General features: G+C 62.9%; 18 protein-coding genes. 4 read left to right on the top strand and 14 right to left on the bottom strand.

What is annotated here, in order from left to right:
* The 3 genes from ACQRBV_RS08380 to ACQRBV_RS08390 all read right to left on the bottom strand — a co-directional run.
* The coding region (locus ACQRBV_RS08380) for an Ig-like domain-containing protein (RefSeq protein WP_427877918.1) at positions 1 to 5,010 on the bottom strand (5,010 nt) is incomplete at its 3' end.
* 50 nt (positions 5,011 to 5,060) lie between these two features.
* Positions 5,061 to 5,924, bottom strand: coding sequence for a sulfotransferase family protein (locus ACQRBV_RS08385; RefSeq protein WP_411985725.1), 864 nt, complete (start codon positions 5,922 to 5,924; stop codon positions 5,061 to 5,063).
* 86 nt (positions 5,925 to 6,010) lie between these two features.
* Positions 6,011 to 7,624, bottom strand: coding sequence for a glycosyltransferase family 39 protein (locus ACQRBV_RS08390; protein WP_411985726.1), 1,614 nt, complete (start codon positions 7,622 to 7,624; stop codon positions 6,011 to 6,013).
* Between the two features lie 201 nt (positions 7,625 to 7,825).
* Here ACQRBV_RS08390 and ACQRBV_RS08395 point away from each other — a divergent pair, with 201 nt between their 5' ends.
* Positions 7,826 to 8,413, top strand: coding sequence for a phage tail protein (locus ACQRBV_RS08395; protein WP_090367650.1), 588 nt, complete (start codon positions 7,826 to 7,828; stop codon positions 8,411 to 8,413).
* A 51-nt stretch (positions 8,414 to 8,464) separates the two neighbouring features.
* A complete protein-coding gene (locus tag ACQRBV_RS08400) occupies positions 8,465 to 8,773 on the top strand; it encodes a hypothetical protein (protein ID WP_060755488.1) in 309 nt (102 codons plus the stop codon).
* On the opposite strand, the gene ACQRBV_RS08405 is transcribed toward ACQRBV_RS08400, so the two are convergent.
* From ACQRBV_RS08405 to ACQRBV_RS08420, 4 genes are read right to left on the bottom strand one after another with little or no spacing between them, the layout of a single operon-like run.
* Positions 8,749 to 9,264 carry a GNAT family N-acetyltransferase gene (locus tag ACQRBV_RS08405; protein ID WP_060755487.1) on the bottom strand — a complete coding sequence of 172 codons (516 nt, stop codon included), beginning with the start codon at positions 9,262 to 9,264 and terminating at the stop codon, positions 8,749 to 8,751. The two genes, ACQRBV_RS08400 and ACQRBV_RS08405, sit on opposite strands and share 25 nt — an antisense overlap.
* A 13-nt stretch (positions 9,265 to 9,277) precedes the next feature.
* Complete coding sequence (locus ACQRBV_RS08410; protein WP_411985727.1) at positions 9,278 to 11,374, bottom strand: HlyD family efflux transporter periplasmic adaptor subunit; 2,097 nt, start codon at positions 11,372 to 11,374, stop codon at positions 9,278 to 9,280.
* On the bottom strand, positions 11,374 to 12,693 hold the full coding sequence (locus tag ACQRBV_RS08415; protein ID WP_411985728.1) for an efflux RND transporter periplasmic adaptor subunit: 1,320 nt from the start codon (positions 12,691 to 12,693) through the stop codon (positions 11,374 to 11,376). Before ACQRBV_RS08415 ends, ACQRBV_RS08410 begins: the two co-directional genes overlap by 1 nt.
* Positions 12,690 to 13,460 (bottom strand): efflux RND transporter periplasmic adaptor subunit, encoded by a 771-nt coding sequence (locus ACQRBV_RS08420; protein WP_104995139.1) that lies wholly within the window; start codon positions 13,458 to 13,460, stop codon positions 12,690 to 12,692. The genes ACQRBV_RS08415 and ACQRBV_RS08420 overlap by 4 nt, the downstream gene beginning before the upstream one ends.
* A gap of 163 nt (positions 13,461 to 13,623) precedes the next feature.
* Here ACQRBV_RS08420 and ACQRBV_RS08425 point away from each other — a divergent pair, with 163 nt between their 5' ends.
* Together ACQRBV_RS08425 and ACQRBV_RS08430 are read left to right on the top strand one after the other, a co-directional pair.
* Positions 13,624 to 15,780, top strand: coding sequence for an outer membrane assembly lipoprotein YfiO (locus tag ACQRBV_RS08425; protein WP_411985729.1), 2,157 nt, complete (start codon positions 13,624 to 13,626; stop codon positions 15,778 to 15,780).
* Entirely contained in the window at positions 15,777 to 16,481 is a 705-nt protein-coding gene (locus tag ACQRBV_RS08430; RefSeq protein WP_411985730.1) for a DUF3142 domain-containing protein, read from the top strand. Before ACQRBV_RS08425 ends, ACQRBV_RS08430 begins: the two co-directional genes overlap by 4 nt.
* Positions 16,482 to 16,547: 66 nt before the next feature.
* Here the strand turns inward: ACQRBV_RS08430 and ACQRBV_RS08435 are convergent, their stop codons facing one another.
* The 7 genes from ACQRBV_RS08435 to ACQRBV_RS08465 form a co-directional block, all read right to left on the bottom strand.
* Entirely contained in the window at positions 16,548 to 17,993 is a 1,446-nt protein-coding gene (locus tag ACQRBV_RS08435; protein WP_411985731.1) for an efflux transporter outer membrane subunit, read from the bottom strand.
* Positions 17,990 to 19,048, bottom strand: coding sequence for an HlyD family secretion protein (locus tag ACQRBV_RS08440; protein WP_060755477.1), 1,059 nt, complete (start codon positions 19,046 to 19,048; stop codon positions 17,990 to 17,992). Before ACQRBV_RS08440 ends, ACQRBV_RS08435 begins: the two co-directional genes overlap by 4 nt.
* A 15-nt stretch (positions 19,049 to 19,063) precedes the next feature.
* Positions 19,064 to 20,599 carry an MFS transporter gene (locus tag ACQRBV_RS08445; RefSeq protein WP_411985732.1) on the bottom strand — a complete coding sequence of 512 codons (1,536 nt, stop codon included), beginning with the start codon at positions 20,597 to 20,599 and terminating at the stop codon, positions 19,064 to 19,066.
* Between the two features lie 232 nt (positions 20,600 to 20,831).
* Positions 20,832 to 21,752, bottom strand: a complete 921-nt coding sequence (locus ACQRBV_RS08450) for a LysR family transcriptional regulator (RefSeq protein ID WP_060755475.1) — start codon at positions 21,750 to 21,752, stop codon at positions 20,832 to 20,834.
* A 51-nt stretch (positions 21,753 to 21,803) separates the two neighbouring features.
* On the bottom strand, positions 21,804 to 22,655 hold the full coding sequence (locus ACQRBV_RS08455) for an ABC transporter permease (RefSeq protein ID WP_090367669.1): 852 nt from the start codon (positions 22,653 to 22,655) through the stop codon (positions 21,804 to 21,806).
* 12 nt (positions 22,656 to 22,667) lie between these two features.
* Positions 22,668 to 23,519 carry an ABC transporter ATP-binding protein gene (locus ACQRBV_RS08460; RefSeq protein WP_104995133.1) on the bottom strand — a complete coding sequence of 284 codons (852 nt, stop codon included), beginning with the start codon at positions 23,517 to 23,519 and terminating at the stop codon, positions 22,668 to 22,670.
* A 26-nt stretch (positions 23,520 to 23,545) separates the two neighbouring features.
* Positions 23,546 to 24,439, bottom strand: a complete 894-nt coding sequence (locus tag ACQRBV_RS08465; protein WP_411985733.1) for a TauD/TfdA dioxygenase family protein — start codon at positions 24,437 to 24,439, stop codon at positions 23,546 to 23,548.
* Positions 24,440 to 24,529: the final 90 nt, after the last annotated feature.

Below are 24,529 nucleotides of genomic sequence, written 5' to 3' on the forward strand. Positions count from 1 at the left end.
CAGGTCGGCGTTGCTGAAACCGCTGACCGCCTCGCTGAACGTGATGGTCACCAACGACGTGGCGCCGATGTTCAAGCTGTTGTTGGCCAACACGATGGTCGCCGTTGGCCGCTGGGTGTCGATAGCGTAATTGTTGGAGTCGGTGGTGCCGCTGCCGACGTTGCCCGAGGCATTCTGCACGCCGCTGTTGTCCAGCGTGATCAGGTTGGTGGTGTCGGTGATGTTGTTGGTAGGCGTGAAGGTCGCCGTCCAGGTAATCCCTCCGTCGCTGCTGCTCACCGCCATCAAGGTGCCGTTGGCAACGGTCAGGTCGGCGTTGGTGAAACCGCTCACCGCCTCGCTGAAGGTGATGGTCACCAGCGAGGTATCACCGATTTTCACCGCGTTGTCCGCCACCACGATGGTCGCGGTCGGCCGTACGGTGTCGAGGGTGAAGTTGGCCGAGCTGGTAGTGCCTGAGCCCGCGTTGCCGGCCAGGTCGGTGATGCCGGTATTGTCCAGGATGATCAGGTTAGTGGCGTCCCGGGTGCCGACGTTCGGGCTGAAGGTAGCCGTCCAGGTCACGCCGCCATCGGCGCTGCTCACGGCACTGAGCGTGCCATTGGGCACACTCAGGTCGCTGTTGGTGAAGCCGGTCACCGCCTCACTGAAGGTGATCGTCACCAGTGATGTTTCACCGGCTGTCAGCGCCGAATCAGCAACCACAATGGTCGCGGTCGGCCGTTGGCTGTCGACGGCGTAGTTGTTGGAGTCGGTCGTGCCGCCGCCGGCGTTGCCGGCCAAATCGGCAATGCCGGTGTTATCCAGGGTGATCACATTGCTGGTATCGGTGATACCGGCCGCCGGGGTGAACGTCGCGGTCCAGGTGATGCCACCATCACTGCTGCTCACCGCGCTCAATGTGCCATTGGCAATCGTCAGGTCGGCATTGGTAAAGCCGGTGACCGCCTCGGAGAATGTCACCGTCACCAACGAGGTCTGGCCGATACCCAGGGCGGTGTCCGTCACCACGATAGTTGCGGTTGGGCGCTGGGTATCGATGGCGTAGTTGTTGGAGCTGGTGGTACCACTGCCGGCATTGCCCGAAAGGTTGCGTACGCCGCTGTTGTCGAGGGTGATCAGGTTGGTCGCGTCGGTTATGGCGCTGCTCGGCGTGAAGGTCGCCGTCCAGGTGATCCCCCCATCGCTGCTGCTCACCGCCGTCAAGGTGCCGTTGGCAATCGTCAGGTCGGCATTGGTGAAACCTGTCACCGCCTCGCTGAACGTGATCGTCACCGCAGAGGTTTCGCCAATTTTCAAAGCGCTGTCCGCAACAACGATGGTCGCCGTGGGCAGCACGGTGTCGACCGTGTAGTTGGCCGAACTGGTGGTGCCCGAGCCCGCGTTGCCGGCCAGGTCGGCGACACCGGAGTTGGCCAGGGTAATGACGTTGGTGGCATCGCTGACACCGACCGTCGGCGTGAGGGTAGCGGTCCAGGTGATACCGCCGTCGCTGCTGCTCACCGCCGTCAAGGTGCCGTTGGCGATGGTCAGGTCAGCGTTGGTAAAACCGCTCACGGCCTCACTGAATGTGATGGTCACCAATGTGGTTTCACCGGCGCTCAGCACCGGGTCGGCGATGACAATAGTCGCCGTCGGCCGCTGGGTGTCGATGGCGAAGTTATTGGAGTCTGTCGTGCCGGTGCCGGTGTTGCCGCTCTGGTCGCTGTAGCCGGTATTGTCCAGGGTGATGTGGTTGGCGGCGTTGGTGGTACTCGCCGACGGGGTGAACGTTGCGGTCCAGGTGATCCCACCGTCACTGCTGCTCACCGCACTCAGCGTGCCGTTGGCGATAGTCAGGTCGGCATTGGTGAAACCCGTGACGGCTTCGCTGAAGGTCACTGTAACCAGCGAAGTCTGGCCAATCGCCAATATCGGGTTGGCGACCACTATCGTGGCCGTCGGGCGCTGGGTGTCGATCGCCACGTTATTGGAGTTGGTCGTGCCGCTGCCGGCGTTGCCTGCCAGATCCTGCACGCCCGTCTTGTCCAGCGTGATGTGGTTGGTCGGGCTGGTGATACTGGCTGTCGGGGTGAAAGTGGCGGTCCAGGTCACACCGCCGTCACTGCTGGAGACAGCGCTCAAGGTGCCATTGGTGATCGTCAGGTCGGCGTTGGTGAAACCGCTCACCGCCTCACTGAAGGTAATCGTCACCAGGGAGGTCTGACCGATAGCCAGGGTAGTGTTGGAAAACACAATGGTCGCATTCGGCCGCAGCGTGTCGACGGCATACGCGTTGGAACTGGTGGTGCCACTGCCGGCGTTGCCTGCCAGGTCGGCGACCCCGGTATTACTCAAGGTAATCACGTCACCGCTATGGCTAACCCCAGCGCTTGGCGTCAGGGTGGCGGTCCAAGTGATGCCGCCATCGCTGCTGCTCACCGCGCTCAGCGTGCCGTCGGCGACGACCAGGTCGGCGTTGGTAAAGCCGGAGACGGCTTCGCTGAAAGTGATGGTCACAAGAGAAGTGCCACCGATGTTCAGCGCTGGGTTAGACACCACAATGCTAGCGGTGGGGCGCACGGTGTCGACGCTGTAGTTATTGGACGTGGTGACGCCGGTGCCGGTATTGGTCGAGGCGTCGGTGTAAAGCGTGTTGTCCAGGGTAATGACGTTGATACCACTGGTGATCCCGCCCGTCGGTGTCAGGGTCGCTGTCCAGTGGATGTTATCGCTGGTGGACAGGTTGCTCAGGGTGCCGTTGGACGCCGTCATGTCGGCCAGGCTGAAGCCGGATACCGCTTCGCTGAAGGTGACGTTCACCACGGAGGTGCCGCCGATATTCAACCCCGTGCTGGCCACCGCAACCGTGGCGGTCGGCCGTACCGTATCGACGGTGTAGTTATTGGAGGTAGAAGTCCCGCTGCCCGCCAGGCCATTCGACACGCCGGTGACACCGGTATTATCCAGGACGATATGGTTGGTCGCGCTGGTCACGCTCGAACTTGGGGTGAACGTCGCCGTCCAGGTGACGCCGCCATCACTGGAACTGACAGCGCTCAAGGTGCCGTTCGACACGGTCAGGTCAGCGTTGGTGAAACCGGTGACGGCCTGGCTGAAGGTAATGGTCACCAACGAAGTGCTGCCAATGTGCTGGGCCGTGGTGGTGACGACAATGGTTGCTGATGGCGTTGGTGCGTAGGCGGTGTTCAGGGTGCCGCCATCATTGAAGATATTGTTCGTGGCCGCCACGGTAGCGCCCGTGCCGCCTCCGCCCGCCGCCTGGCCGCCGGAGCCGCTGCCACCAACGTTACCGCTCAGGGCCGCGAAGTTGGCGGCGGTCATCAACAGCGTGCCTTTGTTCCAGATCGCGCCGACGCCTTTGCCGCCCGCACCGCCCGGGTCGGCACTGCCACCACTCCCTCCACCGCCGCCGCCGCCACCACCGGCCGCGATGTTATTGGAAATCACCGAAGTGCCGACAACGGTCAGGGTGCCGCTGGTGGCGTTGTAGATACCGCCACTGGCCGAGGCACCGGCACGACCCGGCCTGTCCCATCCAGAGCCGCCACCACCGCCGCCGATACTGATAGTGCCGTTGTTCGCCGTGCCGCCGCTGCCACCGTTACTGTAGCCACCGGCGCCCACACCGCCTGCGCCACCCACGCTGCTGCCACCCCTGCCGCCCATGTAGGTAGGGCTATAGGAGCCGCCCGTGCCACCGGTGTTGGCGCTACCGGAGGTCCCGGCGTATACCCCCGTACCAGTGCCGGCGATACCGCCGTGGCCTCCGACCTGCCCACCAAGCGCACCGCCGCCACCGCCTCCACCACCGACCGGGCCACCGGCATAAGGCGCGGTCACCCCGCCACCGCCACCGCCACCCGAGGCGGCATTACTGGTCACCGTGACATTATTCAAGGTCAGGTTACCGAAGTTGACGATACCGCCGCCCATCGCAGCTGTGCCGTCGACACCTGCCTGCGCGCCATTCCCGACCGCCAGCCCTTGGGTGATGACCAGGCCATCGAGTGTCGCGGTCACCCCATTATTAACTCTCAGCACCTGGGTCTTGTACTGCCCGCTGAGGGTAACGTCCGCCACGCCGTCGTGGTTCAAATCACCCGCAACCGTGACATTCTTCGTGATCACCAGTTGAGAGTTCAGGTTAACCGTCATGCTTGAGTTGAACGTCACGGTATCGCCCGTCACCGAATCGCTCAGGGCTTGGCGCAATGAACCGGCGCCACTGTCGCCGTTGTTGGTCACCGTAATCGTGGCCAAGCCGTACTGGTACGCCGACATCGCCTGGTACGACAACGCGGTGTGGCTCTCGATGGAGCCGGTGGCAATTTCCAGCGTCCAGTCGCCGCCCCCGCCGGTGCGGTTGGTGGATGCGGCAATATCCCGGCCCGTCAATTGCGCGAGCGAGTCGACAAAGTTCAGCCCCTGGGTGCCCTGCGCCGTGTTGCAGGCATAGATCAGGATGTCGCCACCCACATTCATGTCCTGGCCGATCTGCGCCAACACTTCGCTGCGAGCCGCAACGTTGTCGGCCGACAGATAGGTACTGCCCAGCCACAGATCACCGGTGTTGCCGTGAGCGATAATCTGCACCGAACTCACGCCCTGATGGCTGCCCAGGTAATCGGCCATCTGCTGCAGGCCGTCCTTGCTCGCATCCAGTTGCACGACCTGAGTGCCGGGGGCAGCCCCCTTGAGCAGGTCGGCGGAGTCCTTGACCCGGGCGTCGACGAACACCACGGTCTGCCCCGGTACCGCCACGGGTGCCGGGGTCGCCGGCGCATCGGTTTGCCCGTGGGTGTCTTTACTGACGGAGGCATGTTCGGCCGTCGGTGCCTTGGCCGCCGCATCGGCGGTGGCGTGGCTGTCAGCCTGGGCAGCATCGGCCACGGTGGCCGCGACCGCACCGTCAAACAACATGCGCGGCTCCAGGAACATGATCATCGGCGTCGCCAGGGTGTTGGCGCCTGTCGTTGCCTGCCGTGCCTTACCTTTGCTCCACCACATGTTGCTCACCCGCTTGTCGAATGCAGATACCCGCTATGAAAAAACCGCGATCAATTGATCACGGCATTGGCTTTGGTGCGAATCACATTGGCGGCGCTCAGGCTCCCATCCAGCCAAAAGGCCATATTCGCGAACTGCTCGAAGAGATCGGGCGGCAGGATCGTACGCCGAGGTTGCAGCGCGACCTTGGGCTTGACCCGGTGCAACCCACTGACGCCCAGCGCCTCGTCGAAGCCCGGTGCGTCGTAGCTGAGGTTGTCGAAGTCATGCTCGAACCACGGCTCGCCGATGAATTCGTAGACCAACCGCATCACGCGCTCCGGCGCCTGGGACAGCAGGTCGTAGTCGACGATCAGCATGGAACCGGCGTTTTCGCCGTAGTAAGCCTCTTTGAGGGCCGACCAGGCATAACCCACCAGGCGATTGCGCTGGCCGAGGGTTTCGACGCGGCTGTACACGGTGTTGCGCTCGATATCGTCGTTGAACAGTTTGGTGTTCTCAAACGGATTGGCGCGGTAGAGGCGTTCCAGGCTGTCCATGATCCACGCGACATTGCGCACGCAGGCGATGACCTTGGCCTGGGGGAACAGGTCGTGCAAGGCAGGCATGCGCGCGCACCACTGGCGGTTGGTGTCGAACACCACGGGGGTGGAGGGTTTGTCGCCGTAGTAAGCATCAAACAGGCCGCGCAACAGGCGACGGCGGGTGTCCGGGTCAATGACCGAGCCAAACTCGCTGCCGGCGCTGCACTGCGCCAGCACGCCATTGAACAGCGTCCCTACGGGGCTGCTCATGCCCGCGCGAAAACGGGGGTTCTGCAGCAGGATCGCAGAAAGTAAGGTCGAGCCGGAACGCGGCAGACCGGAGATAAAGTGATAGCGCAATCCTTTCACCACTTTGTAGGACAAATCCATTTATGCCCGAAGCGTAGCTGAGGATTGCGGTGCTCACTAGTGGTTATTTGCCACTATTTCGACATTTTCCTAATGCCGATTCGCAATTAGCGGCAGCCCTCAGGCTGCGAAGGCTCTGGCCCGCGACACAGGACAAACAGGCGCGCTCTTGCGCCGCCGCCATCCTGGCGCATGAGTTCGCGCCAATCGGCAGGTATCGGCGCGAAATCATCCGGCGGCTCGGCACTGCTGATCAGCCACACGCGGCGGGTATCCGCCGGCAATGCCGACAGGCGGTCGAGATAAATGCGCCCACCGTCCTGGTCAACCAGGGTGCCAAAGCCGTAGGCGGTCGGCCGAGTCGGCGTACCGTCGGGTTTGGGTGGCGTGTAGAGCTGGAGTTGGGCGTCGGTCTGGTCGTAATACACGTAGCTGAGGTACCACAGCATGTCACTGAGGACGATGCGGTCGTCTTCCTGATAGTTACGGTTGACGAACTCCACCGGCACGTTGAATTGGTCATGCTCGTCCACGGTGGCGTTGTTCTTCACCCCCAGCAGTTCCACGCTGACAAACAGCACCAGGAACGCGACGCCCCAACGTGACAGCCGCTGGGGCAAACGGTCGATGGCCAAGGCCACTATGATCGGCAAGCCGAGGGCATACACCGTGAGGTAGCGCTCGATAAAGACCGGGGAAATAAACGACACCGCGTACACCAGCAACAGTGGCAGCAGGAAAAACAGCGCCAGCAGGCCGGCCGGCCGATGGGCCTCACGATCACGCCAGGCGGTCGCAACCACGACGCCAATCAGCAACAGCGGAAACAGCCAGAACAACGGTTTCCAGAAGTCGATGCCTTCATCCTGGAGCATGAACTGCCAGACCATCGACGGCACGGAGATCAGCGTGACCGGGTCTTCCCAGCCGATATCGCCGCCGACCTTGAGCTGTTCGACGTGTTGGGTCAGATCCAGCAGGTTCGGCAACCAGGGCAGGTACAGCGCCACGATCAGCGTATTGGCGCACCACCACGAAGGGCGCAGGACCAGACGCTGGCCCGGCGCCTGGGACGCGCACAACAGTCCCAGGTAGGCCCAATGCACCAGCACACACAAGGCTGTGAAGTAATGGGTATAGAACCCGGCCACCATCAGCAGCACGTAGGCCGCCAGGTAGCGCGTGCGCTCGGGCCGGCGTACCCAGTACACCAGCGCCAGCGTGGCGGCCAGCAGCCACACGGCCAGCAGCGAGTACATGCGCACTTCCTGGCTGTAGCGCACGGCAGTGGGGAACAGCGCCAGCAGCACCCCCGCCAGTATCGCCGCGCGCCGGGTGGACAGTTGCCGCGCCAGCCAGATCCCCAGGCCCACCGCGACCACACCGGGGATTGCACTCATGCCGCGAATCGACCAGATGCCATCGCCAAACAGCCCGATCCACCCGCGCAACATGAAAAAGTACAAGGGCGGGTGCACATCATGGGCCGCGTGAAACCACAGGTCATCGATGGCGTATTCGCTCAGCAACAGGCTCGAACCTTCGTCGCCCCAGATCGCCGAGGCCGTGAGGCCATAGAAACGCACGGCCATGGCCAGCGCCAGAATCGGCACCCACCATAAACGGCTGAGCCAACCGGCACCTTCCCAAGCCGCCGACAGGCGATTGACTGCGGGAAAAACCCCCACTTTGTTGTCTTGTTCTACCACAGACCGTCGCACCTCAATTCCCCTGACACTGCCCGATTCCCGGGCAAACCCCGCCGTTGCGTCAACATGCGCCACTCTAGGCCAAAAGCCCCGGTTTCGCTCGCGGTTTCGCGACCGCCGGGCGCCGCGCATCAGCGGCGTCTACGCTCTGCGATGACGCCAGATCAATTGGCGTCACACACCCATAGAGCCATAAGCAAGGATGAACGATCCATGGAAGTATTCATCGGCACTATTCAACCGTTCGCGTTTAATTTCGCCCCTAGAGACTGGGCCTTGTGCGCCGGTCAAACCTTGTCCATCAGCCAGTACCAGGCGCTGTTCGCCCTGATCACCACCACGTACGGCGGCGACGGGGTGCAGTCCTTCAAGCTGCCGGATTTGCAGGGGCGCCTGCCCATCGGCCAAGGCAACGGCGCGAACCTGTCGCCGCGAGTCATCGGCGCGTTCGCCGGGGTCGAGAACGTCACCGCCACGCTGGCCAACCTGCCGACCCACACACATGGCACCGCGGCCTTCACTTCCACCACCACCGTGCAACTGACCAGTGTCACCAGCAACCCGGTCACGGTCCCCACTGCCGCCAACGCGTTTATCGGCGCTTCCGGCCCCGGCCCGGGCAGCGCGACGATCTACTCGGACCAACAGGGCGCCAACCCGGTGACGCTCAAAGGCGTCAGTACCACCTTGACCGGCACCATCGACCCCGCCGGCCAAGGCCAGGCCATGGCCACGATGAACCCGTTCCTGGTGATCAACTTCAGCATTGCGCTGAACGGCATCTTTCCGTCCCGCAGCTAAGCCCCTGGCCGAGGCCCACGGGCCTCGGCATTTCTCAAGTGGAGCCGCCTTATGCTGAACCTGATGACCCTCAATCATTTCCAGCCTTTGTTGAACCAGACTAGTGTGCTTTACCTGCCCGATGGTTCTGCATTGCCCATCCAGATCCAACGCCTCACCCACGCCCCCAAGGCCAGCCTGCCTGGCGGCTCACGCACGGCGTTCAGCGTGTTGCTCGAAAGCCTCGTACCGACCGATTTCGTCGACGGCCTCTGCCGCCTGCCACTCGGGGACAGCTGCCTGGAAAACGTGTTCGTATCCCGCGAACCCGCGATGGGCCGCGACACCCAGCGCGGCTATTTCTGCATCGTTTTCAACTGAGACGGGTACCACACCAGGCGCTGCGCGGCGGGCGTCTGTTCCTCCACTTCAAACCCCAGCGCCAGATAATGCTGGCGCGCATGGGGGTTACTCGCCCACACCACCGTCGCCACCGGGCAACACACTTGGGCAGCGGCCTGCTGCACCCCTTGCAACACCGCACGACCAAAGCCTTGCCCACGGGCGGTAGGGACGAAAGCCAGGTACAACACACGGATTTCAGCAGGCCCGAAGTCGGCGCTCAACGCACCGATGGGCGTGGCCAGTTTCTCGATCACATAATGCAGGGCGCCGGGAAAATGCTCGTCCATCCCTCGTTCCTGCACCTGGAACTGCTGGGCAATCACCGCCTCCACCAACGCCTGCTCGCCATCGATCCATTGCAGATCCGCACGCGCCGAGCGGTAGAGGCTCTGCAAAAACGGCCCATCGCTGCTGCGTGACGGGCGTACCACCAAGCCCTGCGCCAGGGCGCCATCCTTGTTCAACATCGTTCAACTCCTGTCAGAACCCGCTTTCCCGCACCCCCAATGCTGCCGCCCGACGCCAGGCGACGCCCAGCACCGACTCACTGCGCCCTTGCAACACCACCACACCGCGCAGGGGCTGGCGGGGTGTTTGGATCGGTTGCACGCTTTTCAACCGCGCGCCGTACTGGGCCTGCACCGGCTCCGGGCGCTGGTTTTCATCACGGCGTACGGCGATTGGCCCATGGTGGTCGGAGGTGAGTGCCTCCTGGTCCAGGTAGGCCACGCCATTGGTGTCGATATCGGTCAATTCGACAGGGATAGCGGCATGCATCGGGTCATCGGCGATAAAGCGCCCGGTGGCGCCCGGGGCTACCCGCCACAACTCTGCCTCGGCCAGGTAACCCCGCAGGCGTGCCCCCTCTTCCACCACTTGCGCGAGCGAATCCTTGGGTGACAGCCAACGGCCCACGCCCAATTGCGGCAACATATCGCGCACCGTGCCTGCATGGGGTGCGCGCAACAGCAACCGCTCGCGCTGGGCGGCCAGGCCTCGGTATTCGGCCAGGGCCTGGGACAGACGCTGATCGTTGATCCCGGCATCCGCCGCCGTTTCAGTGCGCCCGGCCTGGCGACGCATCTGCAACTGCAGAATCTCCACTTCACGGCGCACGATGCTTTGTCGCGCTTCCAGATCCGGCGACTCCAACTCGAACAATACCTGGCCTTGGGTGACGGCCTCGCCATCGGCCACCCGTACCTGCTTGACCCGCGCCGCCACGGGCGCATGCAATGCGCTGGCACGTCCGGCTTCGAGCATGGCCGGCAACTCCACGGCGCTGCGCCACGGCACCACCAGCGCCAGCAGCAGCAACAGCAGGCCCAGGCTGCTGAGCAACACCCGGGGGGCATGGGCCTGGGTGCGACGACTCCACCATTCGCGCCACTCCTTGACGACCGGCAAGCAGATGAACCACACCAGTTCCACCAGCATCAGGAAGATCCCGAGCAGCTTGAAAAACAGGTGATACACCGCCAGCGCAATCCCGAGGAACAGCGCCGCCCGCCACAGCCACGCCAGGTAACCCCACCCCAGCAAGCGTCGTTGCATCGTCGGCGACCACGGCTCCGGCGCCGGCTCGCCATAACCGAACAACAGTTCGCGCAGGCGCCAACGGCACAGTGCAAAAGCGCGGCCTTGCAAGTTATCCACGCCCCACCAGTCACTGATCAGAAAATAACCATCAAAGCGCATGAACGGGTTGAGGTTGATCGCCAACGTGGTCAGCCAAGTCGCGCTGGCCAACATGAACGCCGCCGTGCGCGCCGGACCGTCGGGCAACAACGACCATGCGAGCAGGGCAATGCACGCCAGCAACAACTCGGCCATCACCCCGCCGGCTCCGATCATCAACCGCGCACGGCGATCATTGACCCGCCACGCGTCGCTCACATCGGTGTAGAACATCGGCAGCAACACCATGAACGCCACGCCCATGCTCTGCACCCGGCACCCGGCGCGCTTGGCCATGAAGGCATGGCCGAATTCATGGCATAGCTTGGCGAAAAACAACGCCACACCGAATGCCAGGGCGCCGCCGAGGCTGAACAGGTGCGGGAATGTCGCCAGGAAACGCTGCCAGTCGCGTGCGACCAGAAACACGCCCAAGCCCAGAATGATCGGCAAACCGTAACGCAACAATCCCGGACCGAAGCGCGCCAGCCAAGGCCATACACGGTTGAGAAACGCATCCGGGCGCCACAACGGAATGCGGAAAAACAGGTACTGATGCAGCAACACCTGCCACAGGCTGCGCTTTTGCGCGGCCGCTTTATAGAGGTAACTCGCCCGCTGCTGCGGGTCGAAGGCGGCGATCAGGTCATGGGCACGTAAAAAGCTCAGCAACTCCTCCACTTCGCGACCCTCCAGGGGCAAACCCGGTTCGCGGTTGGCGGCCTGCAGGACTTTTTCCGGATCGCCCAGCGACCAGTGACGCAACAAACGAATCGCGCTGGCGCCAAGTTTGAAATAACGCCCACGTACCGGGTCGGCCAGGGTCCAGCGCGGCGAGCCGTCCAACGCGGCGCCGGCGGCGGACAGTTGCAGGTCTTCGCGCAGCCTGGGCAGGCTCATCAGAGACCCACGCTCTGGCGTAAGCCTGCCAGCGGCCGGCGCAGCAGGTACAGGGCCAGCGGCGCCCGCTCTCCATAGAGTTTCGCGGTACCGCGCAGGCCGATACGGGGCGGCGCATCATCGAATTGCGCATCGAGGCGATAGGCCAACTGCCCACCCGGTGTGGGCTGCGCTTCATAGGCGACCCGTTGCAGGGTCGCGAGGTGACGTTGCAGCGGGTCGCTGTCGAGAAACAGCGCGACCTGGGCATTGGGCGCCAAGGCAATCGCATCACCCACCGCCAATTCAATGCGCAACTCCGCCTGGGCCGGATCGGCGATCTGCAACAGCCGCTCGCCGGTTTGCACCGGTTTACCGGTCCAGCGATCGGCATCTGCGAATACGGCGATCCCGTCGCGTTCGGCGCGCACTTCGCTACGTTTGAGCAGCTCACGTGCATAGTCACGTTCAGCACGTTTTTGCTCGACGCGGGCGGCCAGCAGGTCAATCTTCGAGCTGGACTCGGCATCGGCAAAGGCACGCTGGGAATTGGCCTTGAGCTCCGCCTCGGCCACGCCCAGCGCACGCGCGGCCACATCGGCCTGGGCCGTCAGCGTGGTGCTTTCAAAGCGCAGCAACAGGTCGCCGGTTTTCACCGTCTGGTTAGGTTTGACCAGGAACTCCGCGATCACCCCATCCAGCGGCGCCGCGACGACTTGCCCGGCCAGCGGCACCACTTCGGCGGGCGCCAGCACCGACTGGTGCACCGGGATCAGCAGCGTCAGCAGCACTACCACCACCGCCGCTATCCGGCGTTTGCGGTTCAGGCACAAGCGCCACGGCTGGCGCGGTTGCAACGCATGCCAGGCATGGCTGCAAGTGTCGCCCAGTTGCGCCAGCAATACTTGCTCGGCCGGGTTCCACGGCGTGTCCCGCGCCAGCCACAGGCCGCCGAACACTCGGCCCTGGGGGTCAACCAACGGTAGCCAGAACACATGCCCGGCCGACAAGCCCTGCCAATCGGCTTGCACCGCACCACTCAATTGCTCAGCCGGCACCACCCGTGCGGTTTGGCTCATCGCCAGCTTGTGCAACTGCACCACCGCTTGTTCAACAAAAGCCACGAACGGCGCGTTGGGATCGACGCTGCTCACCGCCGTCACCGCCCGCACCTTACCGGCGATCAACAGGGCGGCATGGCGATAGCCAAACAGTGGTTGGCCATCGTTGACCAGGCTGTAGGCCAGTTGCTCGGTGGTACGCGCCGCACGAATCTGACGCTCAAGATCGAGAAACTGCGCAAACACGCGCTCGGCGTGGCCCGCCAGCGGTGCGTTCATTGCAATTGCGCAAAGCGGGCAGTACCGCTCATGCCTGCCAGCAGCCCGGAAGCGTTCGGCAAGGTGGCGACCAGCAGCAGTGTCTGGCTGCCTTCATCAATACGAGCACCCAGGCGCTTGACCGTGGCCGTGAATGCCTGACCGGTTTCGTCGGGAGTGAAATTGAAGGTTTGCCCGGGCTTGAGTTTGCCCATCCAGCGCGACGGCACCCGCAGGTGGATTTCCAGGCTGTGGTTATCGACGATCTCCAGCAACGGCGCCCCGGCCGATACGCTTTCGTAACGCTGGACCTTGCGCTGCACCACTTGGCCGTCATACGGCGCCAGCACGCTGCAGCGTTTGACCTGTACTTGATAAACCTGGGTTTGAGCCTGGGTCTCGGTGAGTTTGGCTTCGGCGCGGGCCACTTCAAAACGCCCGACGGAGTTGAGTGCCGCCAGTTGTTTGTTGTGGGCAAGCTCCTCACCGGCGCCACGGCTGGCGGCCTGGGCGGCATTGAGCTGGGCCTGGTAGGCCGAGCAGTCGAAGCGTGCCAGAGTGTCGCCCTTCTTGAACGATTCGCCCTCGCTGAAGGGCAACTCGACGATCCGCCCCGACAGCTCGCTGGCCAGCATTGCCTGGTCGCGGGCACGCAACACGCCACGCGCCTCGTCGGCGCCGGTCGCCGCCGCAGGGGGGTGATCCAGCAACGGGTCGTCCGCCATGGCCAGTTGCGTCAGGCCCATCAGACATGAAACTCCAAACACCCAACTACGTAACGGCTCCATGCGGTAACTACTCCCTGATGATGTCGGCAGTCTAGGGCAGGCAAATCAAATTGCCACTACCGAAAACGGATAAATCTGAATTTATTGTAGGGCGCTACCGACGTCTTCGCAGGCGTACGTTATGATTGCGACCCTCCAAGGACTCAGGATCAAAGGACACGTCATGCGCATCGGTTTTCTGCCTCCTCTGGGTCTGGCGTTGCTCGCCGGCCTTTCCTTCCAAGCCCAGGCCAGCGGCGATGATTCGTGCTACCCCGACTGGCGGGTATCACGCGACAGCCTTGAAGGCTGCAGCAACCTGCCCTTCCTGAGCCCGGGCAATGACAGCCGGGTCAACCTGCGCCTGTTACTGGCAGATAAACAGGCGATGCCCCTGACACCCAACGCACTGAATGACACCGACCTGGAGCAAGGCTTCGGTCCGGTGCCGTTCCCGGTGTATCGCCTGACGTCCAATGACACCCCGCCCGCAGAAGCAGACGACTCCTCGGCCCCCGGGCTTGACGAACTGCTCGCGCCATTGGGCATCCAGCGCGGCGATAGCAAGGCCGCCGGCCAAGCCTTCCTCAGCGGTGAAGGCAGCCGTTGCCGCAGCAATGATGACGACAGCGCCGCGGCGTTTATCGGCCAGGTCGTCAAGGCCGACATGCCGGCGGCCGAACGCGACGTGCTGGTCAAAGCCCGTGTGCAGTTGCTCGCCACTTGCGATTGGAATGGCCAGGTCGTGGAGCCGCAACAGATTCAGTCGCCCGAAGGCCAACTGCTGCGTACCTATCTGCAAGCAGCCGCCGACTTCTACAGCGGGCGCTTCAGCGACGCCGAACGCGGTTTTGCCGCTGCCAGCAGCAGCACCTTGCCCTGGCTGAAAGAAACCGCCCTGTACATGACCGCCCGCACATCGCTGAACCAGGCACAGGCCGAGGCCTTCGACGAATACGGCATGCCCAAGCTCGAGCGTGTGGACAAGTCGGCCCTGAGCAACGCCGAAGAGGGCTTTCTCGGTTACCTGAAAACTTATCCACAGGGCGCTTACGCCACCTCGGCCCGTGGCCTGCTGCGCCGGGTGTACTGGCTGGCGGATGACACCGACAAACTGGCCGAGGCCTATGCGTGGCAACTGACCCAGGCGACGGATACACAGCGCAACGCGTCGCTGGAAGAACTGGTGGAAGAAGCCGACCTCAAACTGTTGATGGTCAATCGCAGCACCGTGCAAAACCCCATGATTCAGTTGGTCACCGACCTGATGGCGATGCGCGCCCATACCCCGCCGGAACTGACTCGCGAAGAGCTCGACGGGCAGAAAGGCGTGTTTGCCAATGAGCCGGCTCAGTTCGACTACGTACAGGCGGCCTACGCGCTGTACGTCGAGCATCAGCCCGACAACGCCTTGAAGCTGTTGCCCAAGGAAGTGCCGTCGAGCCTGGATTATTTCGCCTTCAGCCAACAGACCTTGCGCGCATTGGCTCTGGAGGAGAAAAAAGACTGGAAAGCCGCCGAGTCGCTGTGGCTGCAATTGCTCCCGCTAGCCAAGCTGCCACTGCAACGTGACCAGCTGGAATTGGCCCTGGCCATGAACTACGAACGCAGCGGCCAATTGGCCAAGGTGTTTGCCGCCGACTCGCCGATCAGCGCCCAGCAAGTGCGTTACATCCTGCTGAGCAACGTGGCCGGGCCGGACCTGCTGCGCCAACAACTGGCCAAGGCCAGTGACCCCGTGGAGCGCAACACCGCGCAATTCGTGCTGCTTTATAAAGACCTGTTGCACAGCCAGTTCGCCAACTTCGCCGCCGACTTCAAGCAACTGCCGGCCCCGGCGCCCGAAGACAAGCTGGGCACCAGCCTGGGCTACGTCTATACCTCAGGCCAGAGCCTGAAAATGTTCCAGTGGAACGGGGACAAAGCCGAATCCGGCTATGCGTGCCCGAGCATCGCGCAAACCGCAGCAACCTTGCAAAACGACGCGAAAAACCCGCAGGGCCTGAATTGCTTCGGCGAGTTCATCCTGCGTAACGGCCTGGACGGCATGCCGCTGGAACAAGCCCGCGCCGCAGGCAGCCTGGGCAGTACGGCGTCGGACTTCAAGGGTGAAACCTTCTCGCGGCTCGACGGCTACAAACTCGTCATCGCCAACGCCAAGGCTCCGAAGAACGACAAGGCCTATGCCCTGTTCCGCGCCATCAACTGCTATGCGCCGTCAGGCTATAACAGCTGCGGTGGCAATGAAGTTGAACCTGCCGTGCGCAAGGCGTGGTTCCGCCAGCTCAAAACCAGCTTTGCCGACACCGAGTGGGGCAAGTCTCTGCAGTACTACTGGTGAAGCACCTGTGGCTCGGCTTGCTGCTGTTGGCAAGCCCGGCCTTTGGCGCTGTTGACGCCCGCGACTATGACGCCTTCTGGCTATGGAGCGGCGTCACGCCGCAGCCGGTGCTCAAGCAGGCCAAAACCCTGTACATCCTGCAGGGCCAGATCAACTCCACCCGCCGCGCGCCACAGCGCGGCGTGCAATTGATCGCCCAGGGCATCAGCGTACCGCGCCTCACCCAAGGCGAGGTCTGGGTGGTCTACCGTGCCCACACCTTGCATTGGCCGGAGCAGATCTACACCCAAGTGTTCGGCCAGGTGCAACGCTGGCGCGACGCCGGCAACCCGGTGGTCGGGATCCAGATCGACTTCGACGCCCGCACCCAATACCTGCACGAATACGCAGCCTTCCTGCGCGACCTGCGCCAACGCCTGCCCGCCGACCTACGCCTGAGCATCACCGGCCTGATGGACTGGAGCAGCAACGCCGACCCGGCGGCCATCGACCAGCTCAAGGGCGTGGTGGATGAGGTGGTGGTGCAGACCTATCAGGGCCGCCATAGCATCCCGGATTACGCGGCGTACTTACCCCGGATGAATCGATTGGGATTGCCGTTCAAGGTGGGGCTGATTCAAGGCGGGGAATGGGAAGCACCGGGGTACTTGAAGGAGAGTCAGTGGTTTCGGGGGTATGTAGTGTTTTTGCAGAATCCCTGAAGGACACGCCGGTGCACTGCAACACGTAGGTCTTGTTGGTGAGGGACTGACAAAACTCTTTGTGATTCAGCGCTTCGCGGTTTGCAGCGGGTACACCGACTCCCAACCACCACCCAAGGCTTTGTACAAGCCAACCATCGCCAGCGACACGCCGGTGGAGCTTTCCACCCATTGCTCCTGCGTCGCCAACAAAGCGCTTTGCACGGTGAGCACGTTGACGAAATCCACTACGCCTTCAACGTATTGCTGCTGTGCCGTGGTGAGTGCGATCTGGTTTTGGCGCACGGCTTCGGCAAGGCTGTCGCGTCGCAATTGGCTGGCGCTGTAGCGAGTCAACTGGTCGTCGATTTCGTGCCAGGCCCGCAGCACGGTTTGCTGATACGCCAGCGCCGCTTCCTGCTGCTGGGCTTCGCGCAAATTCAACATGCCTTGCAGGCGCCCGCCATTGAACAGCGGCAAGCTCAATTGCGGACCTAAGGCAAACGCGCGAGAGCCCCAGGAGCCGAAATCGGCGAGTTGCATGGCCTGCGACCCGAGACTGCCGGACAGGGTGATGCGCGGGTAGAAGTCGCCCTTGGCCACACCGATGTTGGCGGTGGCTGCATGCAAACGGGCCTCGGCCTGACGAATATCAGGGCGACGCTCCGCGAGTTCCGACGGCAGGCCTATAGCGACCTGGCGCTGGGTTTGTGGCACGGCGGCGTCCTTGGACAATTGCGCATGCAGCGCCTGTGGCGGCTCGCCCATCAGCAGGCTCAGGGCGTTGATCAGCTGGTCCTGGCGTTGCTGTAACTCCGGCAGGCGCGCTTCGATGGCCGCTACCTGGGCAGCGGCTTCGGCGACGTCCAGGTCCGTGGCCACACCATCGGCCAGGCGCAATTGCGAGAGCTTGAGGCTGTGGCGAGCGACGTCGAGGTTTTGCTCGGTGACGGCGCGGGTGTTCTGTACGCCACGCAGTTGGATGTAGTCCTGAGCGGTCTCGGCAAGCACCGAGAGCAGCACGGCGCGGCGGTCGTCTTCAGCGACTTGCAGCGTAGCGTCGGCAGCTTCGGTTTCGCGTTTGACCCGGCCCCAGAAGTCCAGCTCCCAAGCGGCGGAGAAGCCCGCATCCCACTGGTTGAAGGCTGCGCGACCGTTCTCGCCGGACGGGTCACTCAAGCCTTTGCCACTGTTGCGTTTGCGCTGATAGCCACCCGCTGCAACGAGGTTGGGATAACGCTCAGCGGTGGTCACCTGGCGCACGGCGCGGCTTTGTTGCAGGCGGCTGCCGGCCAGTTTCAGGTCAAGGTTGTCGGTGAGCGCACGCCGGGTCAGCGCCGACAGTTGTGCGTCGTGAAACACGTCCCACCAGCGCTCCTGCAACGGGTCGGTCACTGCACGGCTGGCAGCCTGTCGCCCCTGGGGTTGGCTCCATTGCGTGACGTGTGGACCTTGGGGCCGTTGGAAGTCCGGGCCAACGGTACACGCGCTCAGGCTGATAAGGCTCAAGGTAAGCCAGGCCATCTGTCTCATTGCTGGGCCACCTCACGCGGCTGCGCGACTGCGTGTGTGTCGACGCTGGCTTCCACCGACATACCGACGCGCAGGCGCTCGGTCAGCGGCTGGTTGGGTTCGAGGACAATCTTTACCGGAATCCGCTGCACCACCTTGGTGAAGTTACCCGTGGCGTTATCCGGTTTGACCGAGGCAAAGGTCACCCCGGTGGCGGGCGCAAGGCTTTCCAGATGCCCCTTGAGCAACTCGCCGTCGAGGCTGTCGACACTGACCTGCACCGCCTGGCCAGCCTGCATATGCGACAGTTGCGTCTCTTGGAAATTGGCCACTACATAGGCCTCGGCCAACGGCACCACCGCCAGGATCTTGCTGCCCGGCGTCACATAAGCGCCCACCCGTACCGCACGCTCGCCGACCATGCCATCCACCGGCGCAACGATGCGGGTGTAGGACAGCTGGTAACTGGCCATTTCCAGCGCGGCCTGCGCACGCTTGAGTCCACCTTCGGCGGCATCACGCTGAGCGGTGAGAATCTCCACCTGCTTGCGCTCGGCTGCCAACACCGCCGTGGCTTTGGCCAGACGCGCGGTGGCCTGATCGATGCGGGTCTTGGCTTGCTGGGCGTTCTGCACCGTGCCTGCGCCGACACCAGCAAGGTGGTTGTAGCGATTCAACTCGTGTTCGGCGAAGGCCATTTCGGCGCGATCAGCCGCTACCGTAGCCTGGGCCTGGGCGATCACCGAGCTTTGGCGCTCCAGGGTCGCGTTGGCGTTTTTCAATTGGGCCCGGGCCACCAAGGTATCCGCATCAGCCGCTTGGGCGGCGGCGCGAAAATCGCGGTCGTCGATCAGCGCCAACAGTTGGCCGGCTTTGACGCGCTGGTTGTCTTCCACCAGCACTTCCTTGATGAAGCCCGCCACGCGCGGCGCAACCAAAGTGAAGTCGGCGGCGACGAAAGCGTCGTTGGTGGTCTGGCGCTTGTTGGCCAGAAGCTGCGGCACGGCCAGGTAAACCAGCACACCCACGGCGAACACCGCAATAACGGAGACGGCTATTTTGTCTTTGCGTTTCATGAGAAGTCCTTTGGGCTAGGTCGGTGCGCGAGGCGGAAAGATCCGCGTGGGCATCCAGAAAATCAGCAGGATCAACGCCACCGCGACCGCGGCCATGACGTAGTAGAGATCTGAAGACGTGAGCACCACGGCCTGTTCGTGCAGGCGCCGGGCCAGGCCCGGTGAGTCGCCGTCGGCCAGGGGCGAGTTGCCCAGGCTGTCTACCAACAGGGTCGAGTGAAAATGCAGGCGCTGTGTGGTCAAGGTATCCAGCACGGCGGTGGCGACCACGGCGGCGAGCCCCTTGATGGTGTTGAACCAGGCCGAAGCGTACGGCCCGTCCATCGGCTGGATGCTGCCGGTGGAAAGCATCAATAGCGGCAGCACCGCCATCGGCTGACCGAAGATTTGCAACAGGTACCAGCCATAGAAATCGTCACGAACCCACGCCGAGGTCAGGTGCGAACTGCCGACGCAACACAGCACCAACAGGCTCAAACCGACCCCCAGCACCCACCGGCAATCGACCCCGCGCAGGTTGCACAGCGCCGCCACCAACGGCAGCGCGATCAACTGCGGCAGTGCCATCAGCAGCATCACCGGCGCGGTTTGCAGTGGGCGATAACCCTGGACTTGGGCGAGAAAACTCGACGGGATAATGATCACCGACGTCAGCACCACCAGCACGCCAGCCAGCACGATCAGTGCAAACGCCAAGTTGCGCAGGCCGAGCATCTGCAACTTGAAAAACGGTACCGGGTGCGACCATTCATTGAGCATGAACAGCACCAGCAACAGACTGCCGCCACTCAACAGGAAGGTGATCAGGCCCGACTCGAACCAGTCCAGGCGATTGCCCTGCAACAGGCCGATCACCAGCATGCAGATCGCCGGGAACCCCAGCAGCAAGCCGCGCCAGTTGAACTGTTTGAAGCGCTCCAGGCGTAGCGGATCTTGCGGCAAGCCGTAGGCCACCGCGACCATGGCCAACAGGCACGGTGCGACTATCTGCCAGAACGCCCATTGCCAGCCGACGTATTCGGTCCACAACGCCGCCAGTGGCGTACCCAGGCTCGGGCCGAAGGTGGCGGTAAGCGCATACCCGGCCAAGCCGTACAGCTTGACGTTGGCCGGCAGGAAGCGCAGCGCCACGGTCATCAACATCGGCGGCAGCGCGCCACCCGCCAGGCCTTGAACCGTGCGCAGCACCAGCAGGCTTTCGTAGTTCGGCGCGAACGGGCACAGGATGCCAAGCACCGTAAACAAAGCGATCGCACACAGCGTGAAGCGGCGCAGGGAAAACGTCACCGAGCACCAAGGCGCAAAGGCCATCGCCGCCACGGAGGTCGCGGTGTAGGCGGCGACCAGCCAGGTGCCTTCGTCAAAGCCGAGGTACAGCGCACCCCGGATGTCGGCGAGGGCAACCTTGGTGACCATCTCGTTGAGACCAGATACGAGTACCGCCAGCAGCACGCCGACCAGGCCGATGATGATGCGCGGGCCGAACGCCGGTGGCGTAAGCGTGGTCGGTTTGGCTGCGGCCTGGAGAGCGGGGGCAGCGAGGGAAGTCATGAACAGGCAGCTCGGCATTAGAAATACCGGAGCAGTCTAATCAGGCAAATCCATGACAAAAAGTTACTTGTTGGAAGGTTATAAGTGCGTCAGACGCAATCCATGTGAGAGGGGGCTTGCTCCCGATGGGCCGCGCAGCGGCCTCGAAATGGGACTGCTATGCAGTCCATCGGGAGCAAGCCCCCTCCCACAGGAGCCCCCTGCCACTGTTTTACCCCTCCCGCCTCAGGAATCAGGTCGGCTGGGCCTCCAGCCACGTGGCATGGCAACTCGCGCGCATGGTCTCGCGCAGCCATTTGTGGGCCGGGTCTTTGTCGAAGCGAGGGTGCCAGGATTGAGCCAAGACCAAGGTCGGCAGTGAGATCGGCAGCGGGAAAGCCCGTAACGGCAGATTCAAGCGATTGGCGCTGTAGAGCGCTTCCTTCGGCACCGGCAGGATCAGGTCGGAATCGGGCAACATGAACATTGCCCCATGGAAACCCGGGGCGATCATTGACACGCGGCGTTCCAGGCCCTGCGCATTCAGCGCCGTATCAATCGGGCCACGGGAGATGCCGCGCCGCGAAATACTGATGTGGGAATAGCTGGCAAAGCGCGCAGCGGTGATCTCTTCGTCAAACAGCGGGTGACCTTCCCGCGCCAGGCCGATGAAGGTGGTGGAGAACAGGTTCTGCACTTTCACCTCAGGACTGGCGGGCATGGTGTTGCTCACGCGCAGATCCAGCCGCCCCTCGCGTAGCGCTTCGTCGTCGGTGTCGCCCTCGGGCACAAAGCACAGCTCGCACAACGGCGCCATGCGTTCCATGGTGTCGAACAGCCGACCGCCATACACGCCGATAAAGAAGTCATTGGCACGCACGCTGAAACGGCGGCGCAAGGTGCTCAAATCCACTTGATCCGCCGAGCGGAATAGCAGCGCCGCCTGCTCCACTACGTTGCGCACCTGGCCTTGCAGCTCAATAGCCTTGGGCGTCGGCACCAGGCCACGTCCGGCGCGCACCAGAATCGGGTCGCCCACGGCCTCGCGAATACGTGTCAGGGTACGGCTCATGGCGGCGGGGCTGAGGTTCATCCTGCGAGCGGCACCCACTACGCTGCCCTCGTCGAGCAAGGCGTCGAGGGCGACCAGCAGGTTCATGTCCGGTAGTTGCATGCCAAGCACTCGTGATCAGTGGGGAGTGAATGGGGTGCAATCCTAGCAGGGTCAGGAGCGCTGCATGCCCCAACGCTTCACCGTAAGCCGTTCGAAGGTGTTGAATACCAGGTTTTCCACCAACAGGCCGATCAAGATCACCACGGCCAACCCTGCAAACACCTTGTCGGTGTACAGCTCATTGCGGTTCTGGAAGATGTACCACCCCAACCCGCCCTTGCCGCTGGTGGCGCCGAACACCAGCTCGGCGGCGATCAGGGTGCGCCAGGCAAATGCCCAGCCGATCTTCAGGCCGGCCAGGATCGAAGGCAGCGCCGCCGGGATCAGGATGAACAGCACGAAGCGCATGCCCTTGAGCCCATAGTTGCGTCCAGCCATGCGCAGGGTCTCGGAGACGCCGAGAAAACCGGAGTAGGTGTTCAGCGCCAAGGCCCACAACACCGAATGCACCAGCACGAAAATCAAGCTGTTCTGCCCCAGGCCGAACCACAGCAGCGCCAACGGCAACAGAGCAATCGCCGGCAGCGGGTTGAACATCGAGGTCAGGGTGCTCAGCAGGTCGCGACCCAGCTGGGTCGACACCGCCAGCGTGGTCAGGGCAAACGCCAGTACGATGCCGATCAGGTAACCCTTGATCAACACCGCCAGCGAGATGCTGACCTTACTCAGCAGTTCGCCGCTGAGGAGGCCGTCGAACAGCGCCTGAGTCGTTTGCAGAACGCTGGGCAGTAACAGGTCGTTGTTCTGATAACGCGCGACGGCTTCCCAGAGGATCGCCAGCACGACCAGGATCAAGCCTTTGCGCAGCCAGCCTTGTTGCCACAGGCGTTGACGCAACGGCAGCTCGCGCTCCACGGGAACGCTGAGCAGCGGTTCGAGGTTGATTTCAAATTCCTGACGCATGGGCAGCCCCTTTCAGTAAGCGATGCGGATATCGGCGAAACCCAACTCGCGCTCGGCTTCAGGCGCTTCGTCGAACAGCAGGCGATGAATGCGCTGCGCCGATGCCTGGAATTCCACACCGCCAAGGCTGTGCAGGTCGTATTGATGGCTGTGGACTTCAGCACGCACCCGCCCGGGGTGGGGCGACAGCAACAGAATGCGATTGCCCACCACCAAGGCTTCTTCGATGGAGTGCGTTACGAACAGCAGGGTAAAGCGCACTTCTTCCCACAGCCGCAGCAATTCTTCCTGCATCTTGCGGCGGGTCAGGGCATCGAGGGCGGCAAAGGGTTCGTCCATCAGCAGGATTTTCGGCTGCATGGCCAAGGCGCGAGCAATGGCCACGCGGGCTTTCATGCCACCGGACAGGGTGTGCGGATAAGCCTCGGCGAACGCACTGAGGCCGACTTTGTCGAGGTAGTGCAGCGCCCGTTCTTCGGCGTCGCGACGCTTCAGGGTTTTAGACGCCAGCAAGGGGAACATCACGTTCTGCTTGACGGTTTTCCAGGGCGGCAGTTGGTCGAACTCCTGGAACACCACGATACGGTCCGGGCCTGGTTGTTCGACTTTTTGCCCCAGCAGGCGGATCTCGCCTTCACAAGGTTTGATAAACCCGGCGATGGACTTGAGCAACGTGGATTTGCCGCAGCCCGATGGGCCGAGCAACACGTAGCGGTCGGCCGGATCAATCTCGAAACTGACTTGGTGAGTGGCGCGCACCACACGCTCAGGCGTGCGGTATTCGAGGCTGACGTTGTCCACCGCCAACAACGGTTGAGCCGTATTCAGAGTGCTGGCCGCGTGGCCTTGCAGGGGCGCGTTCATTTCATCTCTCTTGCCGGGAATAGGATTCAGAACGGCGCATCGCCCTGGATAGTGGTGCGAAACAGCTTGCGCCGCAGGTGGTTCGGGCAGCCGGCGGCGAGGTGAATCAACGAGCGGTTGTCCCAGAACACCATGTCGTGGGGCTGCCACTGGTGACGGTAGATGTTTTGCGGCAGCACGCTGTGGGCGTACAACTGGGCCAGCAGATCGCGGCTTTCGTCTTCCGGCAGGCCGACAATGCGCGTGGTGAAGCCTTCGCTGACAAATAAGGCCTTGCGCCCGGTTTCCGGGTGGGTGCGCACAATGGGGTGCACTACTTCGGTGACCTGAGCGAGTTGCTCGGGGGTCAGGGTCGGGCGCCAGTTGCCTTCGAATTTGGTCTCGCTGTAACGCGCCGTGTATGAGTGGGCAGCGCTGCGGCCCTCCACCGCTTGGCGCAAATGTTCAGGCAGTTGGTCCCAGGCTTTGTGCATGTCGGCAAACAGCGTGTCGCCGCCTTCGGATGGCAACTCCTGGGCGTGCAGCATCGAACCCAGGCTAGGCAGTTCCTTGTACGACAGATCCGAATGCCAGAACTTACCCGCATCGCCCAGGCCGATGGACTGGCCGTTTTCGATGATGTTGGAAACGATCAGGATTTCCGGGTGATTGGCCAGCAGGAACTGTTTGAGCACGTGGATCTGCAGCACACCGAAACGGCGGCTGAAGGCGATCTGTTGTTCGGGGGTAATGCGTTGGTCACGGAACACGACGACATGATGGTCCAGGTGCGCGCGGTGGATGCGGGCGAAGTCCTGGTCGTTGACCGGGCGCGACAAGTCCAGGCCGATGATCTCGGCGCCGACGCTGCCAGGGAGTGGGCGGATCTCGAAGAGCTGGGCGGTTGAGGTCGCTGTTGGAACAGTAGAGGTGGCGGACATGTGGGCACTCCCGGTCGGACTGGGGAGTGACTTTATAGATATAAGAACTGGCGATTAAATACCGTTAAAGAATATCTATATGCATTAGGT

It is taken from the genome of Pseudomonas sp. R11F (genome assembly GCF_050312575.1).
Taxonomy (GTDB): Bacteria; Pseudomonadota; Gammaproteobacteria; order Pseudomonadales; family Pseudomonadaceae; genus Aquipseudomonas; species Aquipseudomonas palleroniana.

Coding starts and splice junctions, on each gene's coding strand:
- ACQRBV_RS08455 (WP_090367669.1), bottom strand. CDS start 22,655: ATGCGTCAGGAATTTGAAATCAACCTCGAACCGCTGCTCAGCGTTCCC.
- ACQRBV_RS08450 (WP_060755475.1), bottom strand. CDS start 21,752: ATGCAACTACCGGACATGAACCTGCTGGTCGCCCTCGACGCCTTGCTC.
- ACQRBV_RS08465 (WP_411985733.1), bottom strand. CDS start 24,439: ATGTCCGCCACCTCTACTGTTCCAACAGCGACCTCAACCGCCCAGCTC.
- ACQRBV_RS08395 (WP_090367650.1), top strand. CDS start 7,826: ATGGAAGTATTCATCGGCACTATTCAACCGTTCGCGTTTAATTTCGCC.
- ACQRBV_RS08425 (WP_411985729.1), top strand. CDS start 13,624: ATGCGCATCGGTTTTCTGCCTCCTCTGGGTCTGGCGTTGCTCGCCGGC.
- ACQRBV_RS08405 (WP_060755487.1), bottom strand. CDS start 9,264: ATGTTGAACAAGGATGGCGCCCTGGCGCAGGGCTTGGTGGTACGCCCG.
- ACQRBV_RS08385 (WP_411985725.1), bottom strand. CDS start 5,924: ATGGATTTGTCCTACAAAGTGGTGAAAGGATTGCGCTATCACTTTATC.
- ACQRBV_RS08440 (WP_060755477.1), bottom strand. CDS start 19,048: ATGAAACGCAAAGACAAAATAGCCGTCTCCGTTATTGCGGTGTTCGCC.
- ACQRBV_RS08400 (WP_060755488.1), top strand. CDS start 8,465: ATGCTGAACCTGATGACCCTCAATCATTTCCAGCCTTTGTTGAACCAG.
- ACQRBV_RS08420 (WP_104995139.1), bottom strand. CDS start 13,460: ATGGAGCCGTTACGTAGTTGGGTGTTTGGAGTTTCATGTCTGATGGGC.
- ACQRBV_RS08415 (WP_411985728.1), bottom strand. CDS start 12,693: ATGAACGCACCGCTGGCGGGCCACGCCGAGCGCGTGTTTGCGCAGTTT.
- ACQRBV_RS08460 (WP_104995133.1), bottom strand. CDS start 23,519: ATGAACGCGCCCCTGCAAGGCCACGCGGCCAGCACTCTGAATACGGCT.
- ACQRBV_RS08435 (WP_411985731.1), bottom strand. CDS start 17,993: ATGAGACAGATGGCCTGGCTTACCTTGAGCCTTATCAGCCTGAGCGCG.
- ACQRBV_RS08445 (WP_411985732.1), bottom strand. CDS start 20,599: ATGACTTCCCTCGCTGCCCCCGCTCTCCAGGCCGCAGCCAAACCGACC.
- ACQRBV_RS08410 (WP_411985727.1), bottom strand. CDS start 11,374: ATGAGCCTGCCCAGGCTGCGCGAAGACCTGCAACTGTCCGCCGCCGGC.